This window comes from Pseudomonas sp. B19125, assembly GCF_044218855.1.
In the GTDB taxonomy this organism is placed as follows: domain Bacteria; phylum Pseudomonadota; class Gammaproteobacteria; order Pseudomonadales; family Pseudomonadaceae; genus Aquipseudomonas; species Aquipseudomonas edaphica.
In genome coordinates, this window is record NZ_CP162589.1 from 1565517 (window position 1) to 1588597 (window position 23081).

The window sequence follows — 23081 nt, forward strand, 5'->3', positions numbered from 1 at the left end:
ACCACTGCGCATGGGATCTAGTTTTTCCGAGTGAGCTCACATTTGTGCAGCTTCGTAATCGAGAGCAATGAAATAGTCGCTTTTCGAAAGAACGATTTCATGAACGAAGAATGGTTGCACATGCGTTAGCCAATCCCGGCGTAGTTCAAACATACCGTTATTCACGGCCTCTCCCTTCGAGAGCCCAAGCTTTGTAACGACGGAGTAGTCCTCGCCCAAGTCCTTTGAGTCTTCCGTGCCACACGCGTATTCCGTGGTTTTGTCGAACCATTCCAATCTCACTTTAAGTCCCATGCGGCCTCACAAGTATTTTTTGATGTTTCGCTTTTTCTTTGCCGGCTTTAGCTGTTCGCCGGTTATATGACTGAAAGCCCCGAGGTGGCTTCCGTCACTTGCCAGATAGGCTTCCAGCTCGCCGTGTTGTGAGTCCCATTCATAAATCGTTCGTCCTTTTTCATCAATCCAGCGCTCTCTTAACCCGCCACCACCCTGTTTTGGAGTTTTAGGCTTTGTTTTTATCAGGTTTAGAAAGCCGCTTATTTGCTCCTCTTTAGGCGCCTTGTGGTATTTGTGATCCCCAGCCCGAACACTCACCACTACATACAGCGGCCGAACCCCCGACTCCACCGGGAACACCAGAATAAAATCCCGATACTGCGGTGGGTAAATCGGGTTCACCAGAATCTGCGCCGCCTTCTCCGTCGGCGGATAAATCCAGATCACCGGCGCTTGCGGCGCAGCCTCCAAGGCGGGAATCCCCAGCGTGTCGCGCGGATCAACCGCTGGCGTCCAGATCAGCTCCACGCCCTCACCCAAATCCGCCACAAACTGATCGCCACGGCTTTGGAACTGCACCACATCGATCATCTGCCAATCGGGGTTGTTGCCCGTGTAAAACCCATATCCCTTGAGTGTGCCGTCCTCACGCTGCTCGACATGCAAACGCATCTGCGACCGTGCCCGTTGCAGCGAGCGTAATTGCTCCTCGCTGTAGAGCGCGCTATCGCCCAGCGCCGATGGCCATAACAACGCGACCAACCCACTCAACAGCCCACCGGCGACAGTACCAACAGCAGTCGCTGCCGACTCCACTGCCGCCGATCGCAACGCCAATTGCCCCAAGCCGACAGGCAGGGCACTGCCGCTGATCTTGCGCAAGGCAACCGCGCCACGGCTGTCTACCTCGTGGCCACCCAACAGGCTGAAATGGCCGTAGTCCTTGATCAACTCCAGCGGTACGTAACCGGTGGGGTCGTTGTAGCGAATGATGCCGTTGGGCAGTTGGCAGGGTTTTGTGAAGACGCAGCCTGGCGGTTTGGCGGGTGTTGGCGCTGGGGTGGGAGGCGGCTCAAATAAATCAATCGGCGGTGAATAAGGCGCGCGCTTCGGCTGCGGCGTCAGGATCCGCCGTTTGAGTTGTTCTTCTTCGGTAATGGGGTACGAGCGTTCTGACATGACTGGCTCACTTCCTTGTGTGGGAGTGAGCCTATGAGGTGGGAGCGGAGGCTTATGTCGGCTTCGTTCGATGGTTGGTGTGGGAAAAGGAGACTGGCGTATGGTTAGCCAGGACTGTTTCGATTATTGCGATTTTCGTTTGTTTCGTTTAGCTTTGATTCAACCGAATTGCGTAACACCGGAGCTGCATCATGATCACCAATCAACTCCCCAAAACGATCCTGCCGCTGGAAAAGGAAGTCGAAGCCGCCGTGCAAGGCCAGCGAGAACTGGCATCTTTGCTTTCGACCAAATTTGAAACCCAGCGCATCGACATCTTCGACAAAGAAGACAAACCCCACACACTTGTACTCCCGACCTCAGCCCTGCGCCTGTTGGTCGACATCCTGGGCGAATTGGCTATCGGTAACGCCGTCAAGGTCGTGCCGGTGCATGCCGAATTGACCTCTCAGGAGGCCGCCGACCTGCTCAACGTTTCGCGCCCGCACCTGGTCAAGATGCTGGAGGAGGGCGCCATTCCTTTTACAAAAACGGGCCGGCATCGGCGAATCCGGTTTTCGGATCTGATGGCGTTCAAGCAGCGCCGTGATGAAGAAAGCCAAGAGGCAATGGAAGCGCTGGCGCAACAAGCTCAGGCGTTGGGAATGGGGTATGACGGATGAGGTGTTCGCCGTTTACTGCGGTATACGATGCGTGTGTTCTCTACCCGGCGGCACTCCGGGATTTGCTGATGTGGCTTGGTTTGTCGGGACTGTATCGAGCTCGATGGACGAGCCAGATCCATGAGGAGTGGAAGCGCAACGTTCTCAAAAACCGACCGGATCTTACGGCTGAGCAAGTCAATTGCACGTCGGCGCTGATGGATAAGGCGATACCCGATGCATTGGTGACGGGGTACGAGGATCTGTGTTCGAGTTTGGATTTGCCTGATCCTGATGACCGTCATGTGCTGGCGGCGGCGATTCGAAGCAAGGCTGAAGTTATCGTGACCTTCAATTTGAAAGATTTCCCGGCGCATATCCTGGCTGCCTATGACATTGAGCCTATGCATCCGGATGACTTTATTTCGGATCTGTGGGATTTGGATCAGGCGGCGGTGTTGGGGGCGGCGCAGAAGCAAAGGCGGACGTTGAAGCGGCCGCCGATGGAGGCTGGGAGTTATCTTGAGATGTTGATGCGCCAGGGGTTGGTGCAGACGAGTAAGGTGCTTGGGCCATATGGGGTGATGTTGTAGGTTCGAATGAGCGGGCCTATTTGCTGGGCATCACTCTGGTTGGCTTGCTTATCTTTGGCCTCCTCGAAAGAACAGGCATTTACCCCCGTACCAGCCTCATGACATTTTTCGTCACAAGGCTCGGCTTTGATCATCTGTTTTTTAAAGCTAAGTTCTCGCTCGTCGCTGCGAATCAGCGACCGGGCCTGGAAACCCGTGGGTATAGGCGCATAGGCGCCACCATTTATCACGACCGCTGGTGCCATTTTTGTGCCAGCATATGCGTGTTATGGCGGCTGTGCGTGGGAGACTTTCGAGTCTGCCGGGTTTGCCTATTCCCCCGGTTTCCAGCCTGCGCACAGCTGCCACCCATTCGCCTGGAAACGAATGGGGCAGCTCTCTATAAAGAATGGGAGCTATACCAATGATCATTTCTGAAAGGTTTTATCCTTGTAATACTGCAACCCACACCACCGCCCAGCCCGAAGGTGCCCAATGATCAACCCACCTCTCAACAAAACCCTCGGCATCATCACCTTCTCCACCTGCGGCAAACAGCCCAACCTGCACCGTCTATTTCGCGTCAATGCCGGCGTGCCCATTCGTGATGCCCTGGAGCATGCTTCCGAGTTGCTGCACTGTTCCAAAATGCTCGCATTGGATGCGGCCATGGACAAAGGCGCGGACCGTTATGCCTGGGCGGCGCATTATTTGGGGGAGATGGCGAAGGCGGTGGTGGATGATTTGGCGAATGGGATGTTGCCCAATGGGGTGATGGAGGAGGGGGACGCTGTTTCGGTGTAAGTGGGTGGTTTGAGGGTGTGGCGGCTGGCGTCATCGCAGCATAGGTATCTACACAACTTTTGAAGGCCGCCACTTTCTCCTGTGGCGAGCAGGCTTGTCCTGCGTTGGGCCGCGAAGCGGCCCCAAACCCTGACACTGAGTACTTTCAGGAAAATTGCAGTGCCTTTACTGGGGCCGCTTCGCAGCCCAACGCAGGACAAGCCTGCTCGCCACAACAGCCCACCTACCACAGACTTTGTGTTAACCGGCTGTGTAGATACCTATGGTCATCGCAGGCAAGCCAGCTCCCACATCGGTCGGTGTACATCTGTTGAAGCAGCGTTAGCAGTAAAAAAGACCTTGGGACGCCAGGGTATTTTTTTGCCTGCAGAATCCAGATCAAACGTGCGCAATGTTTGTGTACGGCAGCGAGGCGAAGTCGATCATGTGCCTTACCGTGAGCGGTGTATGACGTTTTGCTCGCGGATCTGTATCTAACGCCCTGCTTTTCAACGCCCTACCATGGCACCCAGCACAATACTGCAGGAGCGACACCATGCCCGAACTGTCCAGCTGGCTTGCTTATGGCCTGATCTCCCTCGGCATGGTGCTGACGCCCGGGCCGAACATGATTTACCTCATTTCCCGCTCGATCTGCCAGGGGCGCACGGCCGGGATGATTTCCCTCGGTGGCGTTGCTTTGGGTTTCCTTGTTTATATGTTCTGCGCGGCGCTGGGGATTACCGCATTGGTGATGGCGGTGCCGTTTGCCTACGACGCGTTGCGGCTCGGTGGCGCGTTGTACCTGGTGTACCTGGCCTGGCAGGCGGTGAAGCCGGGTGGCCGGTCGCCGTTTCAAGTGCGGGACTTGCCCCAGGACAGCCCACGCAAGTTGTTCATGATGGGCTTGGTGACCAACCTGCTGAACCCCAAAGTGGCGGTGATGTATTTGTCGTTGTTGCCGCAGTTTATTGACCCGAATGGGCATGGCAGTGTGCTGATGCAATCACTGATCCTGGGTTTTACGCAGATTGCCATCAGCGTGAGCGTCAATGCGGTGATTGCAATGATGGCGGGTTCCATCGCCGTGTTCTTCGTCACCCGTCCAGGCTGGCAGGCGGTTCAGCGTTGGGTGATGGGTTCGGTGCTGATGGGCTTGGCTGTGCGGATGGCGGTTGAAGGGCGGCGGTAAGAGGGTGGTTGCAACGTTGTAGTTAGGGGTGGTTAACAGGAGGTTGCATGCTTGAAGTGTGGGGGCGACGTTCGTCATTCAATGTTCAGAAGGTCATGTGGCTTATAGGTGAGTTAGGTCTGGCCCACCGCCATATTTCCGCGGGCGGCCAATACGGCCTCAAGGATTCGCCAGCGTTTCTGCGCATGAACCCCCATGGGCGCGTGCCTGTCATAAAAGATGACGACGGGACAGTGGTGTGGGAGTCGCACAGTATTCTCAGATACCTTGCCGCGCGTCATGGGGCATCTGGTTTCTGGAGTGAGGACCCAGCTCAGCGCTCTCAAGTTGACCGTTGGATGGATTGGTCTCAAACCAGCTTGCAGCCGACGTTTTTAAATGGTGTGTTTTGGGGCTTTTACCGAACCCCTGAGGCGTTGCGGGATCCGCAAGCTATCGAAAAAAGCATCAGCCTCTGCGATCAATATTTTGAGTTACTTGACCAGGTCTTGAGCGAGCAGCCCTTTCTGGGTGGGGAACGTTTGTCGTTGGCAGACATTACTGTTGGCACACATCTGTACCGTTACTTCTCTTTAGCTATTTCCCGCCCACTCATTCCTCACGTTGAGGCGTGGTATCAAAGACTCCGGGAGCGTGAAGCTTATCGCGAGCACGTCATGATCCCTTTCGAAGAGCTTTTCGGTCGGTTGGATTATTAGCCGAGGGGATCAGAAGGGGCGTTGAAACTTCTGGTCTTGAAAAGCTGTTGCTCAGCGAGTCCTGCCGGCGCCGTTAATCTGGTTGGCGCTGGGATGTCAGCAGCTGGCGTGGCTGTTTCGCACGCCCGTGGTCTGGCGATGCCTGGACGCTGGCGTAGCCGTATTGATGGTGTACCTGGCCGGTATGTTGATCACCGACTCACTGGATATCTTTCAGATAGTCTTTGAGGGTAATCAGCGGGGTACTTAGCTCATCAAGGCTGCTGGCCTGTTGCACATCTGTAAACAGTTTGAGCAGTTCACGGCCCAGCACCGTGTCGGCGCCGCCTAGTGCATTCAAGGCCTGGGCAATGCACTCATTGAGCTTGCGTTGAATCGTCGCCAAATCCCCCTGGCGCACCAACAACCCAAACACTTCGCGCTCATACCCATCCATCACCAGGTCATCGCGCAGCAACGGGCTCGCGCCGTCCGTCTCATGCACCAGCTTGAGAGCAAAAAGCGCAACAGCTTCCAGCGTCAATTCCATGGTTCCGATTCCTCATGTCTGCGTTCGCCCGCACATACTCACGTTTCTGCAGGCGAAAAAAAAGCCCTTGAATTTCAATGGCTTTCTTTCGGACCTGTGTAAAAGTGGGTGAGAGCCGGTTTGATAGTCAGGGGCTGAAGGGGCATTGCGCGCCTACGCAAATGTCAGGTCTGCTGATTCGCCGGCTTTTCCTCGCCGCCGATTGCAAACCGTAACGCCTGGGCGAGGTCGCGCGTTTGCCATGAGCCGCGCTGTCAGGCGATCGAACACTCTATATAGCTGCAACCGTGGCACTGTGGATTAATCGAAAAGAATTTCAGGAAGGGGGTTGACCACATATTTGAATGCTGTACTATTCGCCTCCCGCTGACGAGCAGCTTGAAGCCGGTTCTGGTTCAAGTAGTTGATTTTGATAAAGAAATCACTTGACAGCAAATGAGGCTGCTGTAGAATGCGCGCCTCGGTTGAGACGAAAGATCTTAACCAACCGCTCTTTAACAACTGAATCAAGCAATTCGTGTGGGTGCTTGTGGAGTCAGACTGATAGTCAACAAGATTATCAGCATCACAAGTTACTCCGCGAGAAATCAAAGATGTAACCAACGATTGCTGAGCCAAGTTTAGGGTTTCTTAAAAACCCAAAGATGTTTGAACTGAAGAGTTTGATCATGGCTCAGATTGAACGCTGGCGGCAGGCCTAACACATGCAAGTCGAGCGGTAGAGAGGAGCTTGCTCCTCTTGAGAGCGGCGGACGGGTGAGTAATGCCTAGGAATCTGCCTGGTAGTGGGGGATAACGTTCGGAAACGGACGCTAATACCGCATACGTCCTACGGGAGAAAGCAGGGGACCTTCGGGCCTTGCGCTATCAGATGAGCCTAGGTCGGATTAGCTAGTTGGTGAGGTAATGGCTCACCAAGGCGACGATCCGTAACTGGTCTGAGAGGATGATCAGTCACACTGGAACTGAGACACGGTCCAGACTCCTACGGGAGGCAGCAGTGGGGAATATTGGACAATGGGCGAAAGCCTGATCCAGCCATGCCGCGTGTGTGAAGAAGGTCTTCGGATTGTAAAGCACTTTAAGTTGGGAGGAAGGGCAGTAAATTAATACTTTGCTGTTTTGACGTTACCGACAGAATAAGCACCGGCTAACTCTGTGCCAGCAGCCGCGGTAATACAGAGGGTGCAAGCGTTAATCGGAATTACTGGGCGTAAAGCGCGCGTAGGTGGTTTGTTAAGTTGGATGTGAAATCCCCGGGCTCAACCTGGGAACTGCATTCAAAACTGACTGACTAGAGTATGGTAGAGGGTGGTGGAATTTCCTGTGTAGCGGTGAAATGCGTAGATATAGGAAGGAACACCAGTGGCGAAGGCGACCACCTGGACTAATACTGACACTGAGGTGCGAAAGCGTGGGGAGCAAACAGGATTAGATACCCTGGTAGTCCACGCCGTAAACGATGTCAACTAGCCGTTGGAAGCCTTGAGCTTTTAGTGGCGCAGCTAACGCATTAAGTTGACCGCCTGGGGAGTACGGCCGCAAGGTTAAAACTCAAATGAATTGACGGGGGCCCGCACAAGCGGTGGAGCATGTGGTTTAATTCGAAGCAACGCGAAGAACCTTACCAGGCCTTGACATCCAATGAACTTTCTAGAGATAGATTGGTGCCTTCGGGAACATTGAGACAGGTGCTGCATGGCTGTCGTCAGCTCGTGTCGTGAGATGTTGGGTTAAGTCCCGTAACGAGCGCAACCCTTGTCCTTAGTTACCAGCACGTCATGGTGGGCACTCTAAGGAGACTGCCGGTGACAAACCGGAGGAAGGTGGGGATGACGTCAAGTCATCATGGCCCTTACGGCCTGGGCTACACACGTGCTACAATGGTCGGTACAGAGGGTTGCCAAGCCGCGAGGTGGAGCTAATCCCACAAAACCGATCGTAGTCCGGATCGCAGTCTGCAACTCGACTGCGTGAAGTCGGAATCGCTAGTAATCGCGAATCAGAATGTCGCGGTGAATACGTTCCCGGGCCTTGTACACACCGCCCGTCACACCATGGGAGTGGGTTGCACCAGAAGTAGCTAGTCTAACCTTCGGGAGGACGGTTACCACGGTGTGATTCATGACTGGGGTGAAGTCGTAACAAGGTAGCCGTAGGGGAACCTGCGGCTGGATCACCTCCTTAATCGACGACATCAGCTGCTCCATAAGTTCCCACACGAATTGCTTGATTCATGCGTTTGTAAAAGTGCAGAGCTAACTATTCGAATCGAATAATTAGCTCTGATCTTTTTCAGAACCGTTCTTTAAAAATTTGGGTATGTGATAGAAAGATAGACTGAACGTTACTTTCACTGGTAACGGATCAGGCTAAGGTAAAATTTGTGAGTTCTCTTAGTTGAGAAATTCGAATTTTCGGCGAATGTTGTCTTCACAGTATAACCAGATTGCTTGGGGTTATATGGTCAAGTGAAGAAGCGCATACGGTGGATGCCTTGGCAGTCAGAGGCGATGAAAGACGTGGTAGCCTGCGAAAAGCTTCGGGGAGTCGGCAAACAGACTTTGATCCGGAGATGTCTGAATGGGGGAACCCAGCCATCATAAGATGGTTATCTTACGCTGAATACATAGGCGTAAGAGGCGAACCAGGGGAACTGAAACATCTAAGTACCCTGAGGAAAAGAAATCAACCGAGATTCCCTTAGTAGTGGCGAGCGAACGGGGACTAGCCCTTAAGTGGCTTTGAGATTAGCGGAACGCTCTGGAAAGTGCGGCCATAGTGGGTGATAGCCCTGTACGCGAAAATCTCTTAGTCATGAAATCGAGTAGGACGGAGCACGAGAAACTTTGTCTGAATATGGGGGGACCATCCTCCAAGGCTAAATACTACTGACTGACCGATAGTGAACTAGTACCGTGAGGGAAAGGCGAAAAGAACCCCGGAGAGGGGAGTGAAATAGATCCTGAAACCGTATGCGTACAAGCAGTGGGAGCAGACTTTGTTCTGTGACTGCGTACCTTTTGTATAATGGGTCAGCGACTTATTTTCAGTGGCGAGCTTAACCGAATAGGGGAGGCGTAGCGAAAGCGAGTCTTAATAGGGCGTCTAGTCGCTGGGAATAGACCCGAAACCGGGCGATCTATCCATGGGCAGGTTGAAGGTTGGGTAACACTAACTGGAGGACCGAACCGACTACCGTTGAAAAGTTAGCGGATGACCTGTGGATCGGAGTGAAAGGCTAATCAAGCTCGGAGATAGCTGGTTCTCCTCGAAAGCTATTTAGGTAGCGCCTCATGTATCACTGTAGGGGGTAGAGCACTGTTTCGGCTAGGGGGTCATCCCGACTTACCAAACCGATGCAAACTCCGAATACCTACAAGTGCCGAGCATGGGAGACACACGGCGGGTGCTAACGTCCGTCGTGAAAAGGGAAACAACCCAGACCGTCAGCTAAGGTCCCAAAGTTATGGTTAAGTGGGAAACGATGTGGGAAGGCTTAGACAGCTAGGAGGTTGGCTTAGAAGCAGCCACCCTTTAAAGAAAGCGTAATAGCTCACTAGTCGAGTCGGCCTGCGCGGAAGATGTAACGGGGCTCAAACCATACACCGAAGCTACGGGTATCACGTAAGTGATGCGGTAGAGGAGCGTTCTGTAAGCCTGTGAAGGTGAGTTGAGAAGCTTGCTGGAGGTATCAGAAGTGCGAATGCTGACATGAGTAACGACAATGGGTGTGAAAAACACCCACGCCGAAAGACCAAGGTTTCCTGCGCAACGTTAATCGACGCAGGGTTAGTCGGTCCCTAAGGCGAGGCTGAAAAGCGTAGTCGATGGAAAACAGGTTAATATTCCTGTACTTCTGGTTATTGCGATGGAGGGACGGAGAAGGCTAGGCCAGCTTGGCGTTGGTTGTCCAAGTTTAAGGTGGTAGGCTGGAATCTTAGGTAAATCCGGGATTCTAAGGCCGAGAGCTGATGACGAGTTAACTTTTAGTTAACGAAGTGGTTGATGCCATGCTTCCAAGAAAAGCTTCTAAGCTTCAGGTAACCAGGAACCGTACCCCAAACCGACACAGGTGGTTGGGTAGAGAATACCAAGGCGCTTGAGAGAACTCGGGTGAAGGAACTAGGCAAAATGGCACCGTAACTTCGGGAGAAGGTGCGCCGGTGAGGGTGAAGGACTTGCTCCGTAAGCTCATGCCGGTCGAAGATACCAGGCCGCTGCGACTGTTTATTAAAAACACAGCACTCTGCAAACACGAAAGTGGACGTATAGGGTGTGACGCCTGCCCGGTGCCGGAAGGTTAATTGATGGGGTTAGCTAACGCGAAGCTCTTGATCGAAGCCCCGGTAAACGGCGGCCGTAACTATAACGGTCCTAAGGTAGCGAAATTCCTTGTCGGGTAAGTTCCGACCTGCACGAATGGCGTAACGATGGCGGCGCTGTCTCCACCCGAGACTCAGTGAAATTGAAATCGCTGTGAAGATGCAGTGTATCCGCGGCTAGACGGAAAGACCCCGTGAACCTTTACTATAGCTTTGCACTGGACTTTGAATTTGCTTGTGTAGGATAGGTGGGAGGCTTTGAAGCGTGGACGCCAGTCTGCGTGGAGCCAACCTTGAAATACCACCCTGGCAACTTTGAGGTTCTAACTCAGGTCCGTTATCCGGATCGAGGACAGTGTATGGTGGGTAGTTTGACTGGGGCGGTCTCCTCCTAAAGAGTAACGGAGGAGTACGAAGGTGCGCTCAGACCGGTCGGAAATCGGTCGTAGAGTATAAAGGCAAAAGCGCGCTTGACTGCGAGACAGACACGTCGAGCAGGTACGAAAGTAGGTCTTAGTGATCCGGTGGTTCTGTATGGAAGGGCCATCGCTCAACGGATAAAAGGTACTCCGGGGATAACAGGCTGATACCGCCCAAGAGTTCATATCGACGGCGGTGTTTGGCACCTCGATGTCGGCTCATCACATCCTGGGGCTGAAGCCGGTCCCAAGGGTATGGCTGTTCGCCATTTAAAGTGGTACGCGAGCTGGGTTTAGAACGTCGTGAGACAGTTCGGTCCCTATCTGCCGTGGACGTTTGAGATTTGAGAGGGGCTGCTCCTAGTACGAGAGGACCGGAGTGGACGAACCTCTGGTGTTCCGGTTGTCACGCCAGTGGCATTGCCGGGTAGCTATGTTCGGAATAGATAACCGCTGAAAGCATCTAAGCGGGAAACTAGCCTCAAGATGAGATCTCACTGGAACCTTGAGTTCCCTGAAGGGCCGTCGAAGACTACGACGTTGATAGGTTGGGTGTGTAAGCGCTGTGAGGCGTTGAGCTAACCAATACTAATTGCCCGTGAGGCTTGACCATATAACACCCAAGCAATTTGAGTCGAAAGGCCAGATTGCGGTGTGTGAAGACGAGATGAACCGAAAGTTCGACGCTCACAAAACACCGAAAGCTGTCACATACCCAATTTGCTGAAGCGAAGCCAACTGGCTACGACTCAGTACCCGAATTTCTTGACGACCATAGAGCATTGGAACCACCTGATCCCATCCCGAACTCAGTAGTGAAACGATGCATCGCCGATGGTAGTGTGGGGTTTCCCCATGTGAGAGTAGGTCATCGTCAAGATTAAATTCCGAAACCCCATTTGCGAAAGCAGATGGGGTTTTGTTTTGCGCGCTCGAAAAGAGTCCCGCAAGCTATTCCGCGAAAAAGCCACCATCAATGCGCACTAACGGGTGCACAGCACGCGTCAGGACGCCTCCAGAAGCTCGCCTCCTTGCCATTCCAGAAGACTGGCTCGATGCTCGTATCGACATGGGTGCCGACGCTCTGCTGCATCCCAGGTTCATCAGATCGTGCAAGGTCGTTATTCAGGTCGAGGGCGGTAGGATAATCGCAACGCTCCGACGGCCTCTGAAGGCGCTCACGAGGTTTTGAAAGGGCTTATGGTCATAGGGCTTGTTCTGTCATGATTTTGCCTTCTGGGCGCCATTGCGGCGGCCAGCGCTGGAATCTCACTTTTCTACAGACGAAAAAAAAGACCTTGAAATTCAAGGTCTTTCTTTAAGATGGTGCCCCGAGGGAGACTCGAACTCCCACTCCTTTCGAAAACGGATTTTGAATCCGCCGCGTCTACCAATTCCGCCATCAGGGCTCAATGGCGGCGAAGTATAGAGATGAGATTACCGTTGGTCAATCACGTTTCATGGTCTATTTTCACTATTTCCGCTAGACTCCCCGGCCCTGCTAGACGAACCCTATCATGCGCGTTGCTGACTTTACTTTTGAGCTCCCTGATTCGCTGATCGCTCGCCACCCTTTGGCCGAGCGTCGCGCCAGTCGACTGCTGACCCTGGACGGGGTGAGTGGTGCCCTCGCACACCGCCAATTCACTGATTTGCTTGAGCATTTGCGCCCAGGCGATTTGATGGTGTTTAACAATACCCGGGTGATTCCGGCACGGCTGTTTGGCCAGAAAGCGTCCGGCGGCAAGCTGGAAATTCTGGTGGAGCGGGTGCTGGACAGCCATCGCGTGCTGGCCCATGTGCGCTCCAGCAAGTCGCCGAAACCCGGCTCGAGCATCCTCATTGATGGCGGTGGCGAAGCCGAGATGGTTGCGCGCCATGACGCGTTGTTCGAACTCAAGTTTGCCGAGGAAGTGTTGCCACTGTTGGAACGCGTCGGCCATATGCCGCTGCCTCCCTATATCGACCGCCCCGACGAAGACTCGGACCGCGAGCGCTACCAGACGGTGTACTCGCAGCGCCTCGGTGCTGTCGCCGCACCTACAGCCGGGCTGCATTTTGACCAGCTGCTGCTGGACGCGATTGCCGCCAAAGGTGTCGAAAGCGCTTATGTGACCCTGCACGTGGGGGCCGGCACGTTTCAGCCGGTGCGTGTGGATAATATTGAAGACCACCATATGCACAGCGAATGGCTGGAAGTCAGCCAGGAAGTCGTGGATGCGGTGGCGGCGTGCAAGGCGCGCGGCGGTCGTGTTGTGGCGGTGGGCACCACCAGCGTGCGCTCGCTGGAGAGTGCCGCGCGCGATGGCGTGCTCAAGCCCTTCAGTGGCGACACCGATATCTTTATTTTCCCGGGCCGGCCGTTCCATGTGGTCGATTGCCTGGTGACCAATTTCCATTTGCCGGAATCCACGCTGTTGATGCTGGTGTCGGCCTTCGCGGGTTATCCCGAAACAATGGCGGCGTATAAAGCTGCCATCGATAATGGATACCGTTTTTTCAGCTACGGTGATGCGATGTTTATCACCCGTAACCCTGCGCCGACTGCTCCTAAAGAAGCGGGCCTTGAGGAGCAACTATGAGTCGTATGTCGTTTGAATTGTTGGCCACGGATGGCAAGGCTCGTCGTGGTCGCCTCACGTTCCCGCGTGGCACCGTCGAAACCCCGGCGTTCATGCCAGTGGGCACTTACGGCACTGTAAAAGGCATGCTGCCGCGTGACATCGTCGCGACCGGCGCCGAGATCATCCTGGGCAACACCTTCCACCTGTGGCTGCGCCCGGGCACGGAGGTGATCAAGAAGCATGGCGACCTGCATGACTTCATGAAGTGGCAAGGCCCGATCCTCACCGACTCCGGTGGTTTCCAGGTATTCAGCCTGGGTGCCATGCGCAAGATCAAGGAAGAGGGCGTGACTTTCGCCTCGCCGGTGGACGGTTCCAAAGTGTTCATGGGCCCTGAAGAGTCGATGCAGGTGCAGCGCGACCTGGGCTCCGACATCGTGATGATTTTTGACGAGTGCACGCCTTATCCCGCGGATGAAGATGTCGCGCGTATCTCCATGGAACTGTCGTTGCGTTGGGCTCAGCGCTCGAAAAACGCCCACGGCGATAACACTGCTGCGCTGTTCGGTATCGTCCAGGGCGGCATGCACGAAAGCCTGCGCAAGCGCTCGCTCGAAGGCCTCGACAAAATCGGCTTTGACGGCCTGGCTATCGGCGGTTTGTCAGTAGGTGAGCCCAAGCACGAGATGATCAAGGTGCTGGATTACCTGCCGGGCCTGATGCCCGCTGACAAACCTCGTTACCTTATGGGCGTTGGCAAACCGGAAGATCTCGTAGAGGGTGTGCGCCGCGGTGTGGACATGTTCGATTGCGTGATGCCAACCCGTAATGCCCGCAATGGGCATCTGTTCATCGATACAGGCGTGCTGAAGATCCGTAACGCGTTCCATCGCCATGATGATTCGCCGCTGGATCCCACCTGTGACTGCTACACCTGCCAGAACTTCTCGCGTGCTTATCTGCACCATCTGGACAAGTGCGGGGAAATGCTGGGTAGTATGTTGAATACCATCCACAATTTGCGTCACTACCAAGTCCTGATGGCTGGTTTGCGTGAGGCTATTCAACAGGGTACATTGGCCGCCTTCGTCGATGCCTTCTATGCCAAGCGCGGGCTCCCTGTGCCGCCCTTGGACTGAGTTTTCCGACCCTAAGATTCACTATTTGCAACTGGAGTGCTAAATGAGCTTTTTTATCTCTAATGCCATGGCTGACGCCGCTGCGCCTGCCGCCGCCGGCCCTATGGGTGGTGGTTTCGAGTGGATTTTCCTGGTCGGCTTCCTGGTCATCTTCTACCTGATGATCTGGCGTCCACAGGCCAAGCGCGCCAAAGAGCAGAAAAACCTGCTGGGCAGCCTGCAGAAAGGCGACGAAGTTGTGACTACTGGCGGCATCGCCGGCAAGATCACCAAGGTTTCCGATGCTTTCGTGGTTCTGGAAGTCTCCGACACCGTAGAAATGAAGTTCCAGAAGGGCGCCATCGCCGCCACGCTGCCAAAAGGCACGCTCAAAGCGATCTGAGTAACAACCTTTACCAATCGACGGGGCGCGCAAGGCGCCCCGCGTTATAAGCGGGCGGCGTGATGCTGAACAAATACCCTCTGTGGAAATACGTACTGATCCTGGCGGTGCTGGCGATCGGTTTTATTTATTCCGCTCCCAATCTTTATCCTGATGACCCTGCGATCCAGATCACTGGTGCCAGCACTACGCTGCAGGTCAATCAGGCTGACCTGGACCGTGCGAGCAAAGCGCTCACCGACGCCGGTATCCAGGTAAAAGCGGCAACCTTGGCGTCTGATGCGAAAGGCGGTTTGTTGCGCCTGACCAAGGCCGAAGACCAGTTGCCGGCCAAAGACGTCGTGCGCAAGGCTATGGGTGATGACTACGTTGTCGCGCTCAACCTCGCACAGACCACGCCAAAATGGCTGCGCAGCATTGGCGCGCACCCGATGAAGCTGGGTCTGGACTTGTCCGGTGGTGTGCACTTCCTGCTGGAAGTCGACATGGACAAAGCCCTCGACGCGCGTCTGAAAGTTTACGAAGGCGACGTGAAGAGCCTGCTGCGCAAAGAGAAGGTGCGTTATCGCAGCCTGCCGCAGCTCAACGGTGCCATCCAGCTGGGCTTCTCTGATGAAGCGACCCGCGAACAGGCCCGTGCCCTGGTGCGCAAGAACTTCAATGATTTCGACATCGTACCGGCTGACCTGAATGGTCAGGCTGTGCTGCGTCTGGCGATGACCCCGGCCAAGATCGCGGAAATCCGCGAATACTCCATCAAGCAGAACTTGACCACGGTACGTAACCGCGTCAACGAGCTGGGTGTGGCTGAGCCGATCGTGCAGCGTCAAGGCGCCAACCGCATCGTGGTTGAACTGCCAGGCGTACAAGATACCGCTGAAGCCAAGCGTATCCTGGGTAAAACCGCCAACCTGGAATTCCGTCTGGCGGCTGAGCCGGGTGCGACTCGCGCGACTGCCGAAGAATTCGAGTTCCGTGAAGGCAACCGTCCTCCAGCGCTGATCGAGCGTGGCTTGATCATCACCGGTGATCAGGTGACTGACGCCAAGGCGGGTTTCGATTCGCAGCACGGTACTCCGGAAGTGAACATCCGTCTGGATGGCCATGGCGGTGACCTGATGAGCCGCGCCACGCGCAGTAACGTCGGTCGCAGCATGGCGGTGATCTTCATCGAGCAACGCCCGGTCACCACCTACACCAAACAAATGGTCGACGGTGTCGAGAAAGACGTGCCGGTGCAGACCTTCAAGGAAGAGAAGAAAATCATCAGCCTGGCGACCATCCAGTCGCCGCTGGGTGCTCAATTCCGCATTACCGGCCTGAATGGCCAGGGCGAATCTTCCGAGCTGGCACTGCTGCTGCGTGCGGGTGGCCTGGCGGCGCCGATGTACTTCGCTGAAGAGCGCACCATTGGCCCGAGCCTGGGTGCCGACAACATCACCAAGGGTATCGATGCGGCCTTGTGGGGCATGCTGTTTGTGTCCTTGTTCATCATCGCCATCTACCGCTTCTTCGGCGTCATCGCCACCGTGGCCCTGGCGGGCAACATGGTGATGCTGCTGGCACTGATGTCGCTGCTGGGCGCAACACTGACCCTGCCAGGTATCGCCGGTATCGTACTCACCATGGGTATGGCCGTAGATGCCAACGTACTGATCTTCTCGCGTATTCGTGAAGAGATCGCGGCGGGCATGACCGTACAACGTGCAATCAACGAAGGCTTCGGCCGGGCATTTACCGCGATTCTCGACTCCAACCTGACCACTCTGCTGGTCGGCGGGATTCTCTTTGCCATGGGCACCGGCCCGGTCAAAGGTTTTGCGGTGACCATGTCCCTCGGTATCTTTACCTCGATGTTCACGGCCATCATGGTGACCCGCGCAATGGTCAACCTGATCTTTGGCGGACGTGACTTCAAGAAGTTGTGGATTTAAGGGGCTGCCATGTTACGTACAATCAACTTCATGGGCGTTCGCAACATTGCGTTCGGCGCCACAGTGCTCCTTACCGTTCTGGCGTTGTTCAGCTGGTTCCATAAGGGCCTGAACTACGGTCTGGACTTTACCGGCGGTACGCTCATCGAGCTGACCTACGAGAAGCCGGCCGACGTCACCCTGGTGCGCAGCGAGCTGGTCAAGGCCGGCTATCACGAAGCCATCGTGCAGAGCTTTGGTGCTACCACCGACCTGCTGGTGCGTATGCCGGGCGAAGATCCGCAGTTGGGTCATCAGGTAGCCGAAGCCTTGCAGAAGGTCGGCGGTGACAACCCGGCGTCGGTCAAGCGCGTCGAGTTCGTAGGCCCGCAAGTGGGTGAAGAGCTGCGCGACCAGGGCGGTCTCGGCATGCTGATGGCGCTGGCCGGCATCATGGTCTACCTGGCGTTCCGCTTTCAGTGGAAATTCGGCGTCGGCGCCATTGTGTCGCTGATCCACGACGTAATCGTCACCGTGGGTATCCTGGCGTACTTCCAGATCACCTTCGACCTGACGGTGCTGGCGGCGGTGTTGGCGATCATTGGTTACTCGCTCAACGACACCATCGTGGTATTCGACCGGGTTCGTGAGAACTTCCGCGTACTGCGCAAGGCTACGCTGGTCGAGAACATCAACATCTCCACCACTCAGACCCTGCTGCGGACCATGGCGACGTCGATCTCCACCTTGCTGGCGATTGCTGCACTGATGATCTTCGGTGGCGACAATCTGTGGGGCTTCTCCCTGGCACTGTTCATCGGCGTTCTGGCGGGTACCTACTCGTCGATCTACATCGCTAACGTGGTGCTGATCTGGCTGAACCTCAACAGCGAAGATTTGATCCCGCCTGCCGCTACCGGCAAGGAGGTCGACGACCGTCCTTGATGGGCGTTCGTTGATACGCTGTTACAAAGAAGGCACGAGTATTGAACTCGTGCCTTTTTTTTTGCTCCAAGGCTGGGTATAGCGCGGACGTTTCGGTCCGCTTGTGATGGTCAGGAGGTTCACGTGAACAAGTCGTTACTGGTTGGTGCGGTATTGGGTGCTGTCGGTGTGACTGCCGGGGGTGCTGTTGCCACCTACAGCCTGGTAAAAAGCGGCCCTGAGTATGCGCAAGTGCTGGCAGTGCAGCCGGTGAAAACCCAGATCAAAACCCCTCGTGAGGTCTGCAAGGACGTCACCGTGACCCGGCAGAAGCCGGTGCAGGATCAACACCAAATCGTCGGCACCGTGGTTGGCGCGCTGGCCGGTGGCTTGTTGGGCAACCAGGTCGGTGGCGGTAATGGCAAGAAGCTGGCTACTGTAGCCGGTGCTGTCGGTGGCGGTTACGCCGGTAACAAGGTGCAGGAAGGTATGCAGAACCGCGATACCTACACCACCACGCAGCAGCGTTGCAGCACGGTCAACGATATCAGTGACAAGGTTGTGGGTTATGACGTGCGCTACAACCTGGACGGTAAGGAAGGTTCGGTACGTATGGACCGTGATCCGGGCGGCCAGATTCCAGTGGATAAGGAAGGTCGTCTGATCCTGGGTCAGAACCAGCAATAAGTCTGACATCAATCCAAGTGTGGGAGCTGGCTTGCCTGCGATAGCGGTGGGTCAGTAACCCATTAGCTAGCTGGTAGACCGCTATCGCAGGCAAGCCGGCTCCCACATTGGATTGTGTTGGCTGCTGGGATAGCAAATCCCAGGCACAAAAAAAGCACCCCTCGGGGTGCTTTTTTTGTGCTCGCTCGCTTAGCGCTTCAGCGAAGCCGGCAGGTGCGGCTGGATCGCCGTCAGTACTGCCTTGAAGCATTTGGTGTTGCCGGCGACCACATGGCCTTTCTCAAGGAAATCGTGACCACCGGTAAAGTCGCTCACCAGGCCACCAGCTTCCTGGATCAGCAGGGCGCCTGCAGCCATGTCCCATTCGGACAGGCCTGACTCCCAGAACGCATCAAAACGACCGGCGGCAACATACGCCAGGTCCAGGCTGGCAGCACCGGCGCGGCGGATGCCGGCGGTCTGGCCAACCAGGGCGCGGAACATGCCCAGGTAGTTTTCCAGGTTGTCCATCTGGTCGTCACGGAACGGGAAGCCAGTGCCCAGCAGGGCGCCGTCCAGGCTGGTACGGCCGCTGACGCGCAGGCGACGACCGTTCAGCTGGGCGCCACGGCCACGGCTGGCGGTGAATTCTTCCTGGCGAACCGGGTCGAGTACGACGGCGTGTTCCAAGCGGCCACGGTATTTGCAGGCAATGCTGACTGCAAAGTGTGGGATGCCGCGCAGGAAGTTGGTGGTGCCATCCAGTGGGTCGATGATCCACAGGTAGTCTTCGCCTTCGCCGCTGCCTTTGTGCAAGCCGGTTTCTTCACCGAGGATGCCGTGGGTAGGGTAGGCCTTGCGCAGCGCGTCGATGATTTTTTGCTCAGCGGCGCGATCCACCTCGGATACATAATCCTTGGCGTCTTTTTCGTCGACCTTGATGGTATCCAGGCGCTCGATGGAGCGGAAGATCAATTCACTGGCGCTGCGGGCGGCGCGCAGCGCGATATTCAGCATGGGCTGCATGGATGTGTCACCTAAGGTTGTTAAAGAAAGCCGGGCATTCTAGCAGAAACTTTCTTCAGGTGAAGGACGACGTTAGCTTTCATGGCATAACCTTAGGCTGTTCTGTAAGATTTGCTCCCCTTTCCTGTGTCCGAGAGCGCCTCCCTTGCTGCAAAACATCCGTGTCGTCCTCGTCAATACCAGTCATCCCGGCAACATCGGCGGGGTGGCGCGAGCCATGAAAAACATGGGGCTGACGCGCCTGGTGCTGGTCGAGCCGCGTGTGTTCCCGCACCACGAGGCCGATGCCCGTGCATCCGGCGCCAATGACATCCTTGAAAAAGCCCAGGTCGTCGCCACTTTGGAAGACGCTTTGGTCGGCTGCAACCTGGTGCTTGGCACCAGTGCTCGCGACCGTCGAATCCCCTGGCCACTGCTGGATCCGCGCGAATGCGGCACCAAGGTGGTGGAAGAGGCAGCAGGTGGCGCTGAAATCGCTTTGGTGTTTGGCCGTGAAGACTCCGGCCTGACCAATGAAGAGCTGCAGCGATGTCATTACCACGTGCACATCCCATCAGACCCTGAGTTCAGTTCGCTGAACCTCGGGGCAGCGGTGCAGGTGTTGAGTTACGAAGTGCGCATGGCCTGGCTGGCTGCAGAAGGCCAGCCGAGCAAGGTCGAGAAGGATGAGGTCGCATCGACCAAGAGTGGCGAGTTGGCCACCATGGACGAGTTGGAGCGATTCTATGAGCACCTGGAGCAAACCCTGGTGGCCATCGAGTTTCTCGATCCGGAAAAACCACGGCACTTGATGGCACGCCTGCGTCGCTTGTACGGCCGTAGCTCGGTAAGCCGGGCAGAAATGAACATATTGCGTGGCATCCTCACGGAAACCCAGAAAGCGGCCCGTGGTGAGCTTCTTAAGCGGAAGGATTAAAAATGTTCGAGCGTTTGCGAGAAGATATCCAAAGTGTTTTCCACCGTGACCCGGCGGCGCGCAACGCCTTTGAAGTGCTGACCTGCTACCCAGGCATGCACGCGATCTGGATTCACCGCCTGTCCGCAGTCTTGTGGGGCATGGGCTGGAAATGGCTGGCACGGCTGGTGTCGAACTTTGGGCGCTGGTTGACCGGAATCGAGATTCATCCAGGCGCCAAGGTGGGTCGTCGCTTCTTTATCGACCATGGCATGGGCATCGTGATTGGCGAAACCGCCGAAATCGGTGATGACGTGACGCTGTATCAGGGCGTGACCCTGGGTGGCACAACGTGGAATAAAGGCAAGCGCCACCCGACATTGGGCGATGGCGTAGTGGTGGGGGCGGGTGCCAAGGTGCTTGGCCCGTTCACTGTCGGCGCGGGTGCCAAGGTGGGCTCCAATGCGGTGGTGACCAAGGCTGTGCCGCCTGGCGCGACGGTGGTGGGCATTCCCGGCCGCATTATCGTCAAGCCGGAGCTCGGCGACGAGCAGGAAGCCAAGCGCAAAGCGATGGCTGAGAAGATCGGTTTCGATGCCTACGGTGTCAGCGAAGACATGCCCGACCCGGTGGCGCGTGCCATTGGCCAGTTGCTCGACCACCTGCAGGCCGTGGATGGCAAGCTGGACGGTATGTGCGGCGCATTGAAGGAGTTGGGCAGTAGCTACTGCGCAAAAGATCTGCCTGAGCTGCGCGAAGAAGACTTCGCCGAGATCAAGGTTGAAGCTGCCACCACCAAGGCTGGTTAAATCTTAAGCGCGATAAAACCTTCTGTGGGAGCTGGCTTGCCTGCGATAGCGGTCTGCCAGCTCATTTAGGGGGTGCTGACCCACCGCTATCGCAGGCAAGCCAGCTCCCACATTTGGCTTCCATTGGTCTTGAGATTGAGTCGTGGCCCGGTTCCCGCTGTTCGTCCCCACCCCACCCTGCTATTATTCGCGCGCCCTTTTTACGGGTAATCCTGACTAAAGTACTAGGTCTTATAGTTGACTTAAATACTCGGGAATCGCATACTTGCTCCCATTCTGAAACACCTTGGTACTTGTCCATGAGACTGACTACAAAAGGCCGATACGCGGTGACCGCCATGCTTGACCTGGCCTTGCACGCGCAAACTGGGCCGGTGTCCCTGGCCGATATCTCCGAGCGCCAAGGCATTTCCCTGTCCTACCTCGAGCAGCTGTTCGCCAAATTGCGCCGTAGCAACTTGGTTTCCAGCGTGCGTGGGCCGGGCGGCGGTTATCAATTGTCCCGCGATATGCAGGGCATTCAGGTAGCTCAGGTGATCGACGCGGTGAACGAATCCGTCGATGCCACCAAATGCCAGGGTTTGGGTGACTGCCATGCCGGCGACACCTGCCTGACCCACCACTTGTGGTGTGACTTGAGCCTGCAGATCCATGAGTTTTTGAGTGGTATCAGCTTGGCTGATCTTGTGACTCGCCGTGAGGTGCAAGAAGTAGCCCAGCGTCAGGACCAGCGCCGTTGCAACACCAAGGCGCCGCGTCTGGACAAGATTGAAGCGTCCGCCGTCGAGTGACAGCCGAAGAGCTAACGGCACGCCAGCCAGCCTGATTTAGGAGAAAGTCCATGAAATTGCCGATTTACCTTGATTACTCAGCGACCACCCCGGTTGATCCGCGTGTCGCGCAAAAGATGAGCGAATGCCTGCTGGTTGACGGAAACTTCGGTAACCCAGCCTCCCGTTCCCACGTATTCGGCTGGAAAGCCGAGGAAGCGGTCGAGAACGCTCGTCGCCAAGTCGCCGACCTGGTGGGCGCCGACCCACGGGAAATCGTCTGGACCTCCGGTGCTACCGAATCCGACAACCTGGCAATCAAGGGCGCGGCGCATTTCTACGCGACCAAGGGCAAGCACCTGATCACCACCAAGATTGAGCACAAGGCTGTCCTCGACACCATGCGCCAACTGGAGCGTGAAGGTTTCGAGGTTACCTACCTTGAACCAACCACCGACGGTATCGTCACGCCGGCCATGATCGAAGCGGCCCTGCGTGAAGACACCATCCTGGTTTCCGTGATTCACGTGAATAACGAAATCGGCACCATCAACGACATCGCAGCCATTGGCGAGCTGACTCGCTCCAAAGGCATCCTGCTGCACGTCGACGCTGCTCAGTCCACCGGCAAGGTCGACATCGACCTGTCCAAGCTGAAAGTCGACCTGATGTCGTTCTCTGCCCACAAGACTTACGGCCCTAAAGGCATCGGCGCGCTGTACGTGAGCCGCAAGCCTCGGGTGCGCATCGAAGCCACCATGCACGGCGGCGGTCACGAGCGCGGCATGCGTTCCGGCACCCTGGCGACTCACCAGATCGTCGGCATGGGCGAAGCCTTCCGTGTAGCCAAAGAAGACATGGCTGCCGAAAACATCCGTATCAAGGCGCTGAGCGATCGCTTCTACAAGCAGGTCGAGAACCTTGAAGAGCTGTACATCAATGGCAGCATGACCGCCCGTGTACCGCACAACCTGAATTTGAGCTTCAACTACGTCGAAGGCGAGTCGCTGATCATGGCGCTCAAGGACCTGGCGGTTTCGTCCGGTTCGGCCTGCACCTCGGCTTCCCTTGAGCCTTCGTACGTTCTGCGCGCCCTGGGCCGCAACGACGAACTGGCACACAGCTCGATCCGCTTTACGTTCGGCCGTTTCACCACCGAAGAGCAAGTCGACTACGCCGCGCAGAAAGTCTGCGAAGCCGTCAACAAGCTGCGCGTTCTGTCGCCGCTGTGGGACATGTACAAAGACGGTGTCGATATCTCCAAGATCGAGTGGGCGGCACACTAACTATAGAAGCCGCCACCCAAGCTCTGTAAGAACGTGGCGGAAAACGCAGGCGTTTTTACAGGGTTCCAGAGCGGCCCTGATGAGTGAGGATTC

Annotated in this window: 19 protein-coding genes, 1 tRNA gene and 3 rRNA genes; 18 read left to right on the forward strand and 5 right to left on the reverse strand. The window is 56.0% G+C overall.

Going from position 1 to position 23081, the window contains the following annotated elements:
* Nucleotides 1–36 precede the first annotated feature (36 nt).
* Together AB4P96_RS07125 and AB4P96_RS07130 are read right to left on the reverse strand one after the other, a co-directional pair.
* Nucleotides 37–294: a colicin E3-like toxin immunity protein gene (locus AB4P96_RS07125; RefSeq protein ID WP_169988399.1), complete on the reverse strand. Its 258-nt coding sequence runs from the start codon at nt 292–294 to the stop codon at nt 37–39.
* Nucleotides 295–300: 6 nt separating this feature from the next.
* Complete coding sequence (locus AB4P96_RS07130) at nt 301–1455, reverse strand: S-type pyocin domain-containing protein (RefSeq protein WP_395600633.1); 1155 nt, start codon at nt 1453–1455, stop codon at nt 301–303.
* Nucleotides 1456–1646: 191 nt separating this feature from the next.
* Here AB4P96_RS07130 and AB4P96_RS07135 point away from each other — a divergent pair, with 191 nt between their 5' ends.
* The 5 genes from AB4P96_RS07135 (at nt 1647) to AB4P96_RS07155 (ending at nt 5341) form a co-directional block, all read left to right on the forward strand.
* A complete protein-coding gene (locus tag AB4P96_RS07135) occupies nt 1647–2117 on the forward strand; it encodes a helix-turn-helix domain-containing protein (RefSeq protein WP_017135424.1) in 471 nt (156 codons plus the stop codon).
* Nucleotides 2114–2689 carry a PIN domain-containing protein gene (locus AB4P96_RS07140; RefSeq protein WP_099549466.1) on the forward strand — a complete coding sequence of 192 codons (576 nt, stop codon included), beginning with the start codon at nt 2114–2116 and terminating at the stop codon, nt 2687–2689. The genes AB4P96_RS07135 and AB4P96_RS07140 overlap by 4 nt, the downstream gene beginning before the upstream one ends.
* Before the next feature lie 474 nt (nt 2690–3163).
* Nucleotides 3164–3472 carry a DUF3077 domain-containing protein gene (locus tag AB4P96_RS07145; protein WP_017135426.1) on the forward strand — a complete coding sequence of 103 codons (309 nt, stop codon included), beginning with the start codon at nt 3164–3166 and terminating at the stop codon, nt 3470–3472.
* A 535-nt stretch (nt 3473–4007) separates the two neighbouring features.
* Nucleotides 4008–4643 carry a LysE family translocator gene (locus AB4P96_RS07150; RefSeq protein WP_236448194.1) on the forward strand — a complete coding sequence of 212 codons (636 nt, stop codon included), beginning with the start codon at nt 4008–4010 and terminating at the stop codon, nt 4641–4643.
* Nucleotides 4644–4690: 47 nt separating this feature from the next.
* Nucleotides 4691–5341, forward strand: a complete 651-nt coding sequence (locus AB4P96_RS07155) for a glutathione S-transferase family protein (protein WP_017134663.1) — start codon at nt 4691–4693, stop codon at nt 5339–5341.
* Between the two features lie 199 nt (nt 5342–5540).
* On the opposite strand, the gene AB4P96_RS07160 is transcribed toward AB4P96_RS07155, so the two are convergent.
* Nucleotides 5541–5870: a hypothetical protein gene (locus AB4P96_RS07160; RefSeq protein ID WP_017134664.1), complete on the reverse strand. Its 330-nt coding sequence runs from the start codon at nt 5868–5870 to the stop codon at nt 5541–5543.
* Between the two features lie 650 nt (nt 5871–6520).
* Here AB4P96_RS07160 and AB4P96_RS07165 point away from each other — a divergent pair.
* The 3 genes from AB4P96_RS07165 (at nt 6521) to rrf (ending at nt 11494) form a co-directional block, all read left to right on the forward strand.
* Nucleotides 6521–8057 (forward strand): 16S ribosomal RNA (locus AB4P96_RS07165).
* A 278-nt stretch (nt 8058–8335) separates the two neighbouring features.
* Nucleotides 8336–11227: ribosomal RNA gene (locus AB4P96_RS07170) — 23S ribosomal RNA — on the forward strand.
* A gap of 151 nt (nt 11228–11378) precedes the next feature.
* Nucleotides 11379–11494: ribosomal RNA gene (rrf, locus tag AB4P96_RS07175) — 5S ribosomal RNA — on the forward strand.
* The 16S, 23S and 5S rRNA genes sit together here, the layout of an rRNA operon.
* 444 nt (nt 11495–11938) lie before the next feature.
* Here the strand turns inward: rrf and AB4P96_RS07180 are convergent.
* Nucleotides 11939–12023 (reverse strand) — tRNA-Leu (locus AB4P96_RS07180).
* 108 nt (nt 12024–12131) lie between these two features.
* Here AB4P96_RS07180 and queA point away from each other — a divergent pair.
* The 6 genes from queA (at nt 12132) to AB4P96_RS07210 (ending at nt 18223) form a co-directional block, all read left to right on the forward strand.
* A complete protein-coding gene (gene queA, locus AB4P96_RS07185) occupies nt 12132–13196 on the forward strand; it encodes a tRNA preQ1(34) S-adenosylmethionine ribosyltransferase-isomerase QueA (protein WP_169985246.1) in 1065 nt (354 codons plus the stop codon).
* 5 nt (nt 13197–13201) lie between these two features.
* Nucleotides 13202–14317, forward strand: a complete 1116-nt coding sequence (gene tgt, locus AB4P96_RS07190; RefSeq protein ID WP_003175976.1) for a tRNA guanosine(34) transglycosylase Tgt — start codon at nt 13202–13204, stop codon at nt 14315–14317.
* A gap of 43 nt (nt 14318–14360) precedes the next feature.
* The gene (gene yajC, locus AB4P96_RS07195; protein WP_003175975.1) at nt 14361–14699 is read left to right on the forward strand and encodes a preprotein translocase subunit YajC; all 339 of its coding nucleotides are present in this window, start codon (nt 14361–14363) and stop codon (nt 14697–14699) included.
* Nucleotides 14700–14761: 62 nt separating this feature from the next.
* Nucleotides 14762–16633, forward strand: a complete 1872-nt coding sequence (secD, locus tag AB4P96_RS07200) for a protein translocase subunit SecD (RefSeq protein WP_017135939.1) — start codon at nt 14762–14764, stop codon at nt 16631–16633.
* A 9-nt stretch (nt 16634–16642) separates the two neighbouring features.
* A complete protein-coding gene (gene secF, locus AB4P96_RS07205; RefSeq protein WP_017135940.1) occupies nt 16643–17557 on the forward strand; it encodes a protein translocase subunit SecF in 915 nt (304 codons plus the stop codon).
* A gap of 123 nt (nt 17558–17680) precedes the next feature.
* The gene (locus AB4P96_RS07210) at nt 17681–18223 is read left to right on the forward strand and encodes a glycine zipper 2TM domain-containing protein (protein ID WP_017135941.1); all 543 of its coding nucleotides are present in this window, start codon (nt 17681–17683) and stop codon (nt 18221–18223) included.
* A 189-nt stretch (nt 18224–18412) separates the two neighbouring features.
* On the opposite strand, the gene suhB is transcribed toward AB4P96_RS07210, so the two are convergent.
* Nucleotides 18413–19228: an inositol-phosphate phosphatase gene (gene suhB / locus AB4P96_RS07215; protein ID WP_003175971.1), complete on the reverse strand. Its 816-nt coding sequence runs from the start codon at nt 19226–19228 to the stop codon at nt 18413–18415.
* A 145-nt stretch (nt 19229–19373) separates the two neighbouring features.
* Between suhB and trmJ the strand changes: the two genes are divergently transcribed.
* The 4 genes from trmJ to AB4P96_RS07235 all read left to right on the forward strand — a co-directional run bounded on the left by trmJ (nt 19374) and on the right by AB4P96_RS07235 (nt 22988).
* A complete protein-coding gene (gene trmJ / locus AB4P96_RS07220) occupies nt 19374–20144 on the forward strand; it encodes a tRNA (cytosine(32)/uridine(32)-2'-O)-methyltransferase TrmJ (RefSeq protein ID WP_003210307.1) in 771 nt (256 codons plus the stop codon).
* A 2-nt stretch (nt 20145–20146) separates the two neighbouring features.
* A complete protein-coding gene (gene cysE / locus AB4P96_RS07225; RefSeq protein ID WP_017135943.1) occupies nt 20147–20932 on the forward strand; it encodes a serine O-acetyltransferase in 786 nt (261 codons plus the stop codon).
* 299 nt (nt 20933–21231) lie between these two features.
* Nucleotides 21232–21723, forward strand: coding sequence for a Fe-S cluster assembly transcriptional regulator IscR (iscR, locus tag AB4P96_RS07230; RefSeq protein ID WP_003194020.1), 492 nt, complete (start codon nt 21232–21234; stop codon nt 21721–21723).
* Nucleotides 21724–21773: 50 nt separating this feature from the next.
* A complete protein-coding gene (locus tag AB4P96_RS07235) occupies nt 21774–22988 on the forward strand; it encodes an IscS subfamily cysteine desulfurase (protein ID WP_017135944.1) in 1215 nt (404 codons plus the stop codon).
* The last annotated feature ends 93 nt before the right edge of the window (nt 22989–23081 follow it).

Bases quoted from the DNA above. Each gene is read 5' to 3' on its own strand.
- AB4P96_RS07135 (WP_017135424.1), top strand. From the start codon at position 1,647: ATGATCACCAATCAACTCCCCAAAACGATCCTGCCGCTGGAAAAGGAA.
- iscR (WP_003194020.1), top strand. From the start codon at position 21,232: ATGAGACTGACTACAAAAGGCCGATACGCGGTGACCGCCATGCTTGAC.
- cysE (WP_017135943.1), top strand. From the start codon at position 20,147: ATGTTCGAGCGTTTGCGAGAAGATATCCAAAGTGTTTTCCACCGTGAC.
- AB4P96_RS07145 (WP_017135426.1), top strand. From the start codon at position 3,164: ATGATCAACCCACCTCTCAACAAAACCCTCGGCATCATCACCTTCTCC.
- yajC (WP_003175975.1), top strand. From the start codon at position 14,361: ATGAGCTTTTTTATCTCTAATGCCATGGCTGACGCCGCTGCGCCTGCC.
- AB4P96_RS07235 (WP_017135944.1), top strand. From the start codon at position 21,774: ATGAAATTGCCGATTTACCTTGATTACTCAGCGACCACCCCGGTTGAT.
- AB4P96_RS07160 (WP_017134664.1), bottom strand. From the start codon at position 5,870: ATGGAATTGACGCTGGAAGCTGTTGCGCTTTTTGCTCTCAAGCTGGTG.
- queA (WP_169985246.1), top strand. From the start codon at position 12,132: ATGCGCGTTGCTGACTTTACTTTTGAGCTCCCTGATTCGCTGATCGCT.
- tgt (WP_003175976.1), top strand. From the start codon at position 13,202: ATGTCGTTTGAATTGTTGGCCACGGATGGCAAGGCTCGTCGTGGTCGC.
- AB4P96_RS07125 (WP_169988399.1), bottom strand. From the start codon at position 294: ATGGGACTTAAAGTGAGATTGGAATGGTTCGACAAAACCACGGAATAC.
- AB4P96_RS07155 (WP_017134663.1), top strand. From the start codon at position 4,691: ATGCTTGAAGTGTGGGGGCGACGTTCGTCATTCAATGTTCAGAAGGTC.
- AB4P96_RS07130 (WP_395600633.1), bottom strand. From the start codon at position 1,455: ATGTCAGAACGCTCGTACCCCATTACCGAAGAAGAACAACTCAAACGG.
- AB4P96_RS07140 (WP_099549466.1), top strand. From the start codon at position 2,114: ATGAGGTGTTCGCCGTTTACTGCGGTATACGATGCGTGTGTTCTCTAC.
- secF (WP_017135940.1), top strand. From the start codon at position 16,643: ATGTTACGTACAATCAACTTCATGGGCGTTCGCAACATTGCGTTCGGC.
- secD (WP_017135939.1), top strand. From the start codon at position 14,762: ATGCTGAACAAATACCCTCTGTGGAAATACGTACTGATCCTGGCGGTG.
- suhB (WP_003175971.1), bottom strand. From the start codon at position 19,228: ATGCAGCCCATGCTGAATATCGCGCTGCGCGCCGCCCGCAGCGCCAGT.
- AB4P96_RS07150 (WP_236448194.1), top strand. From the start codon at position 4,008: ATGCCCGAACTGTCCAGCTGGCTTGCTTATGGCCTGATCTCCCTCGGC.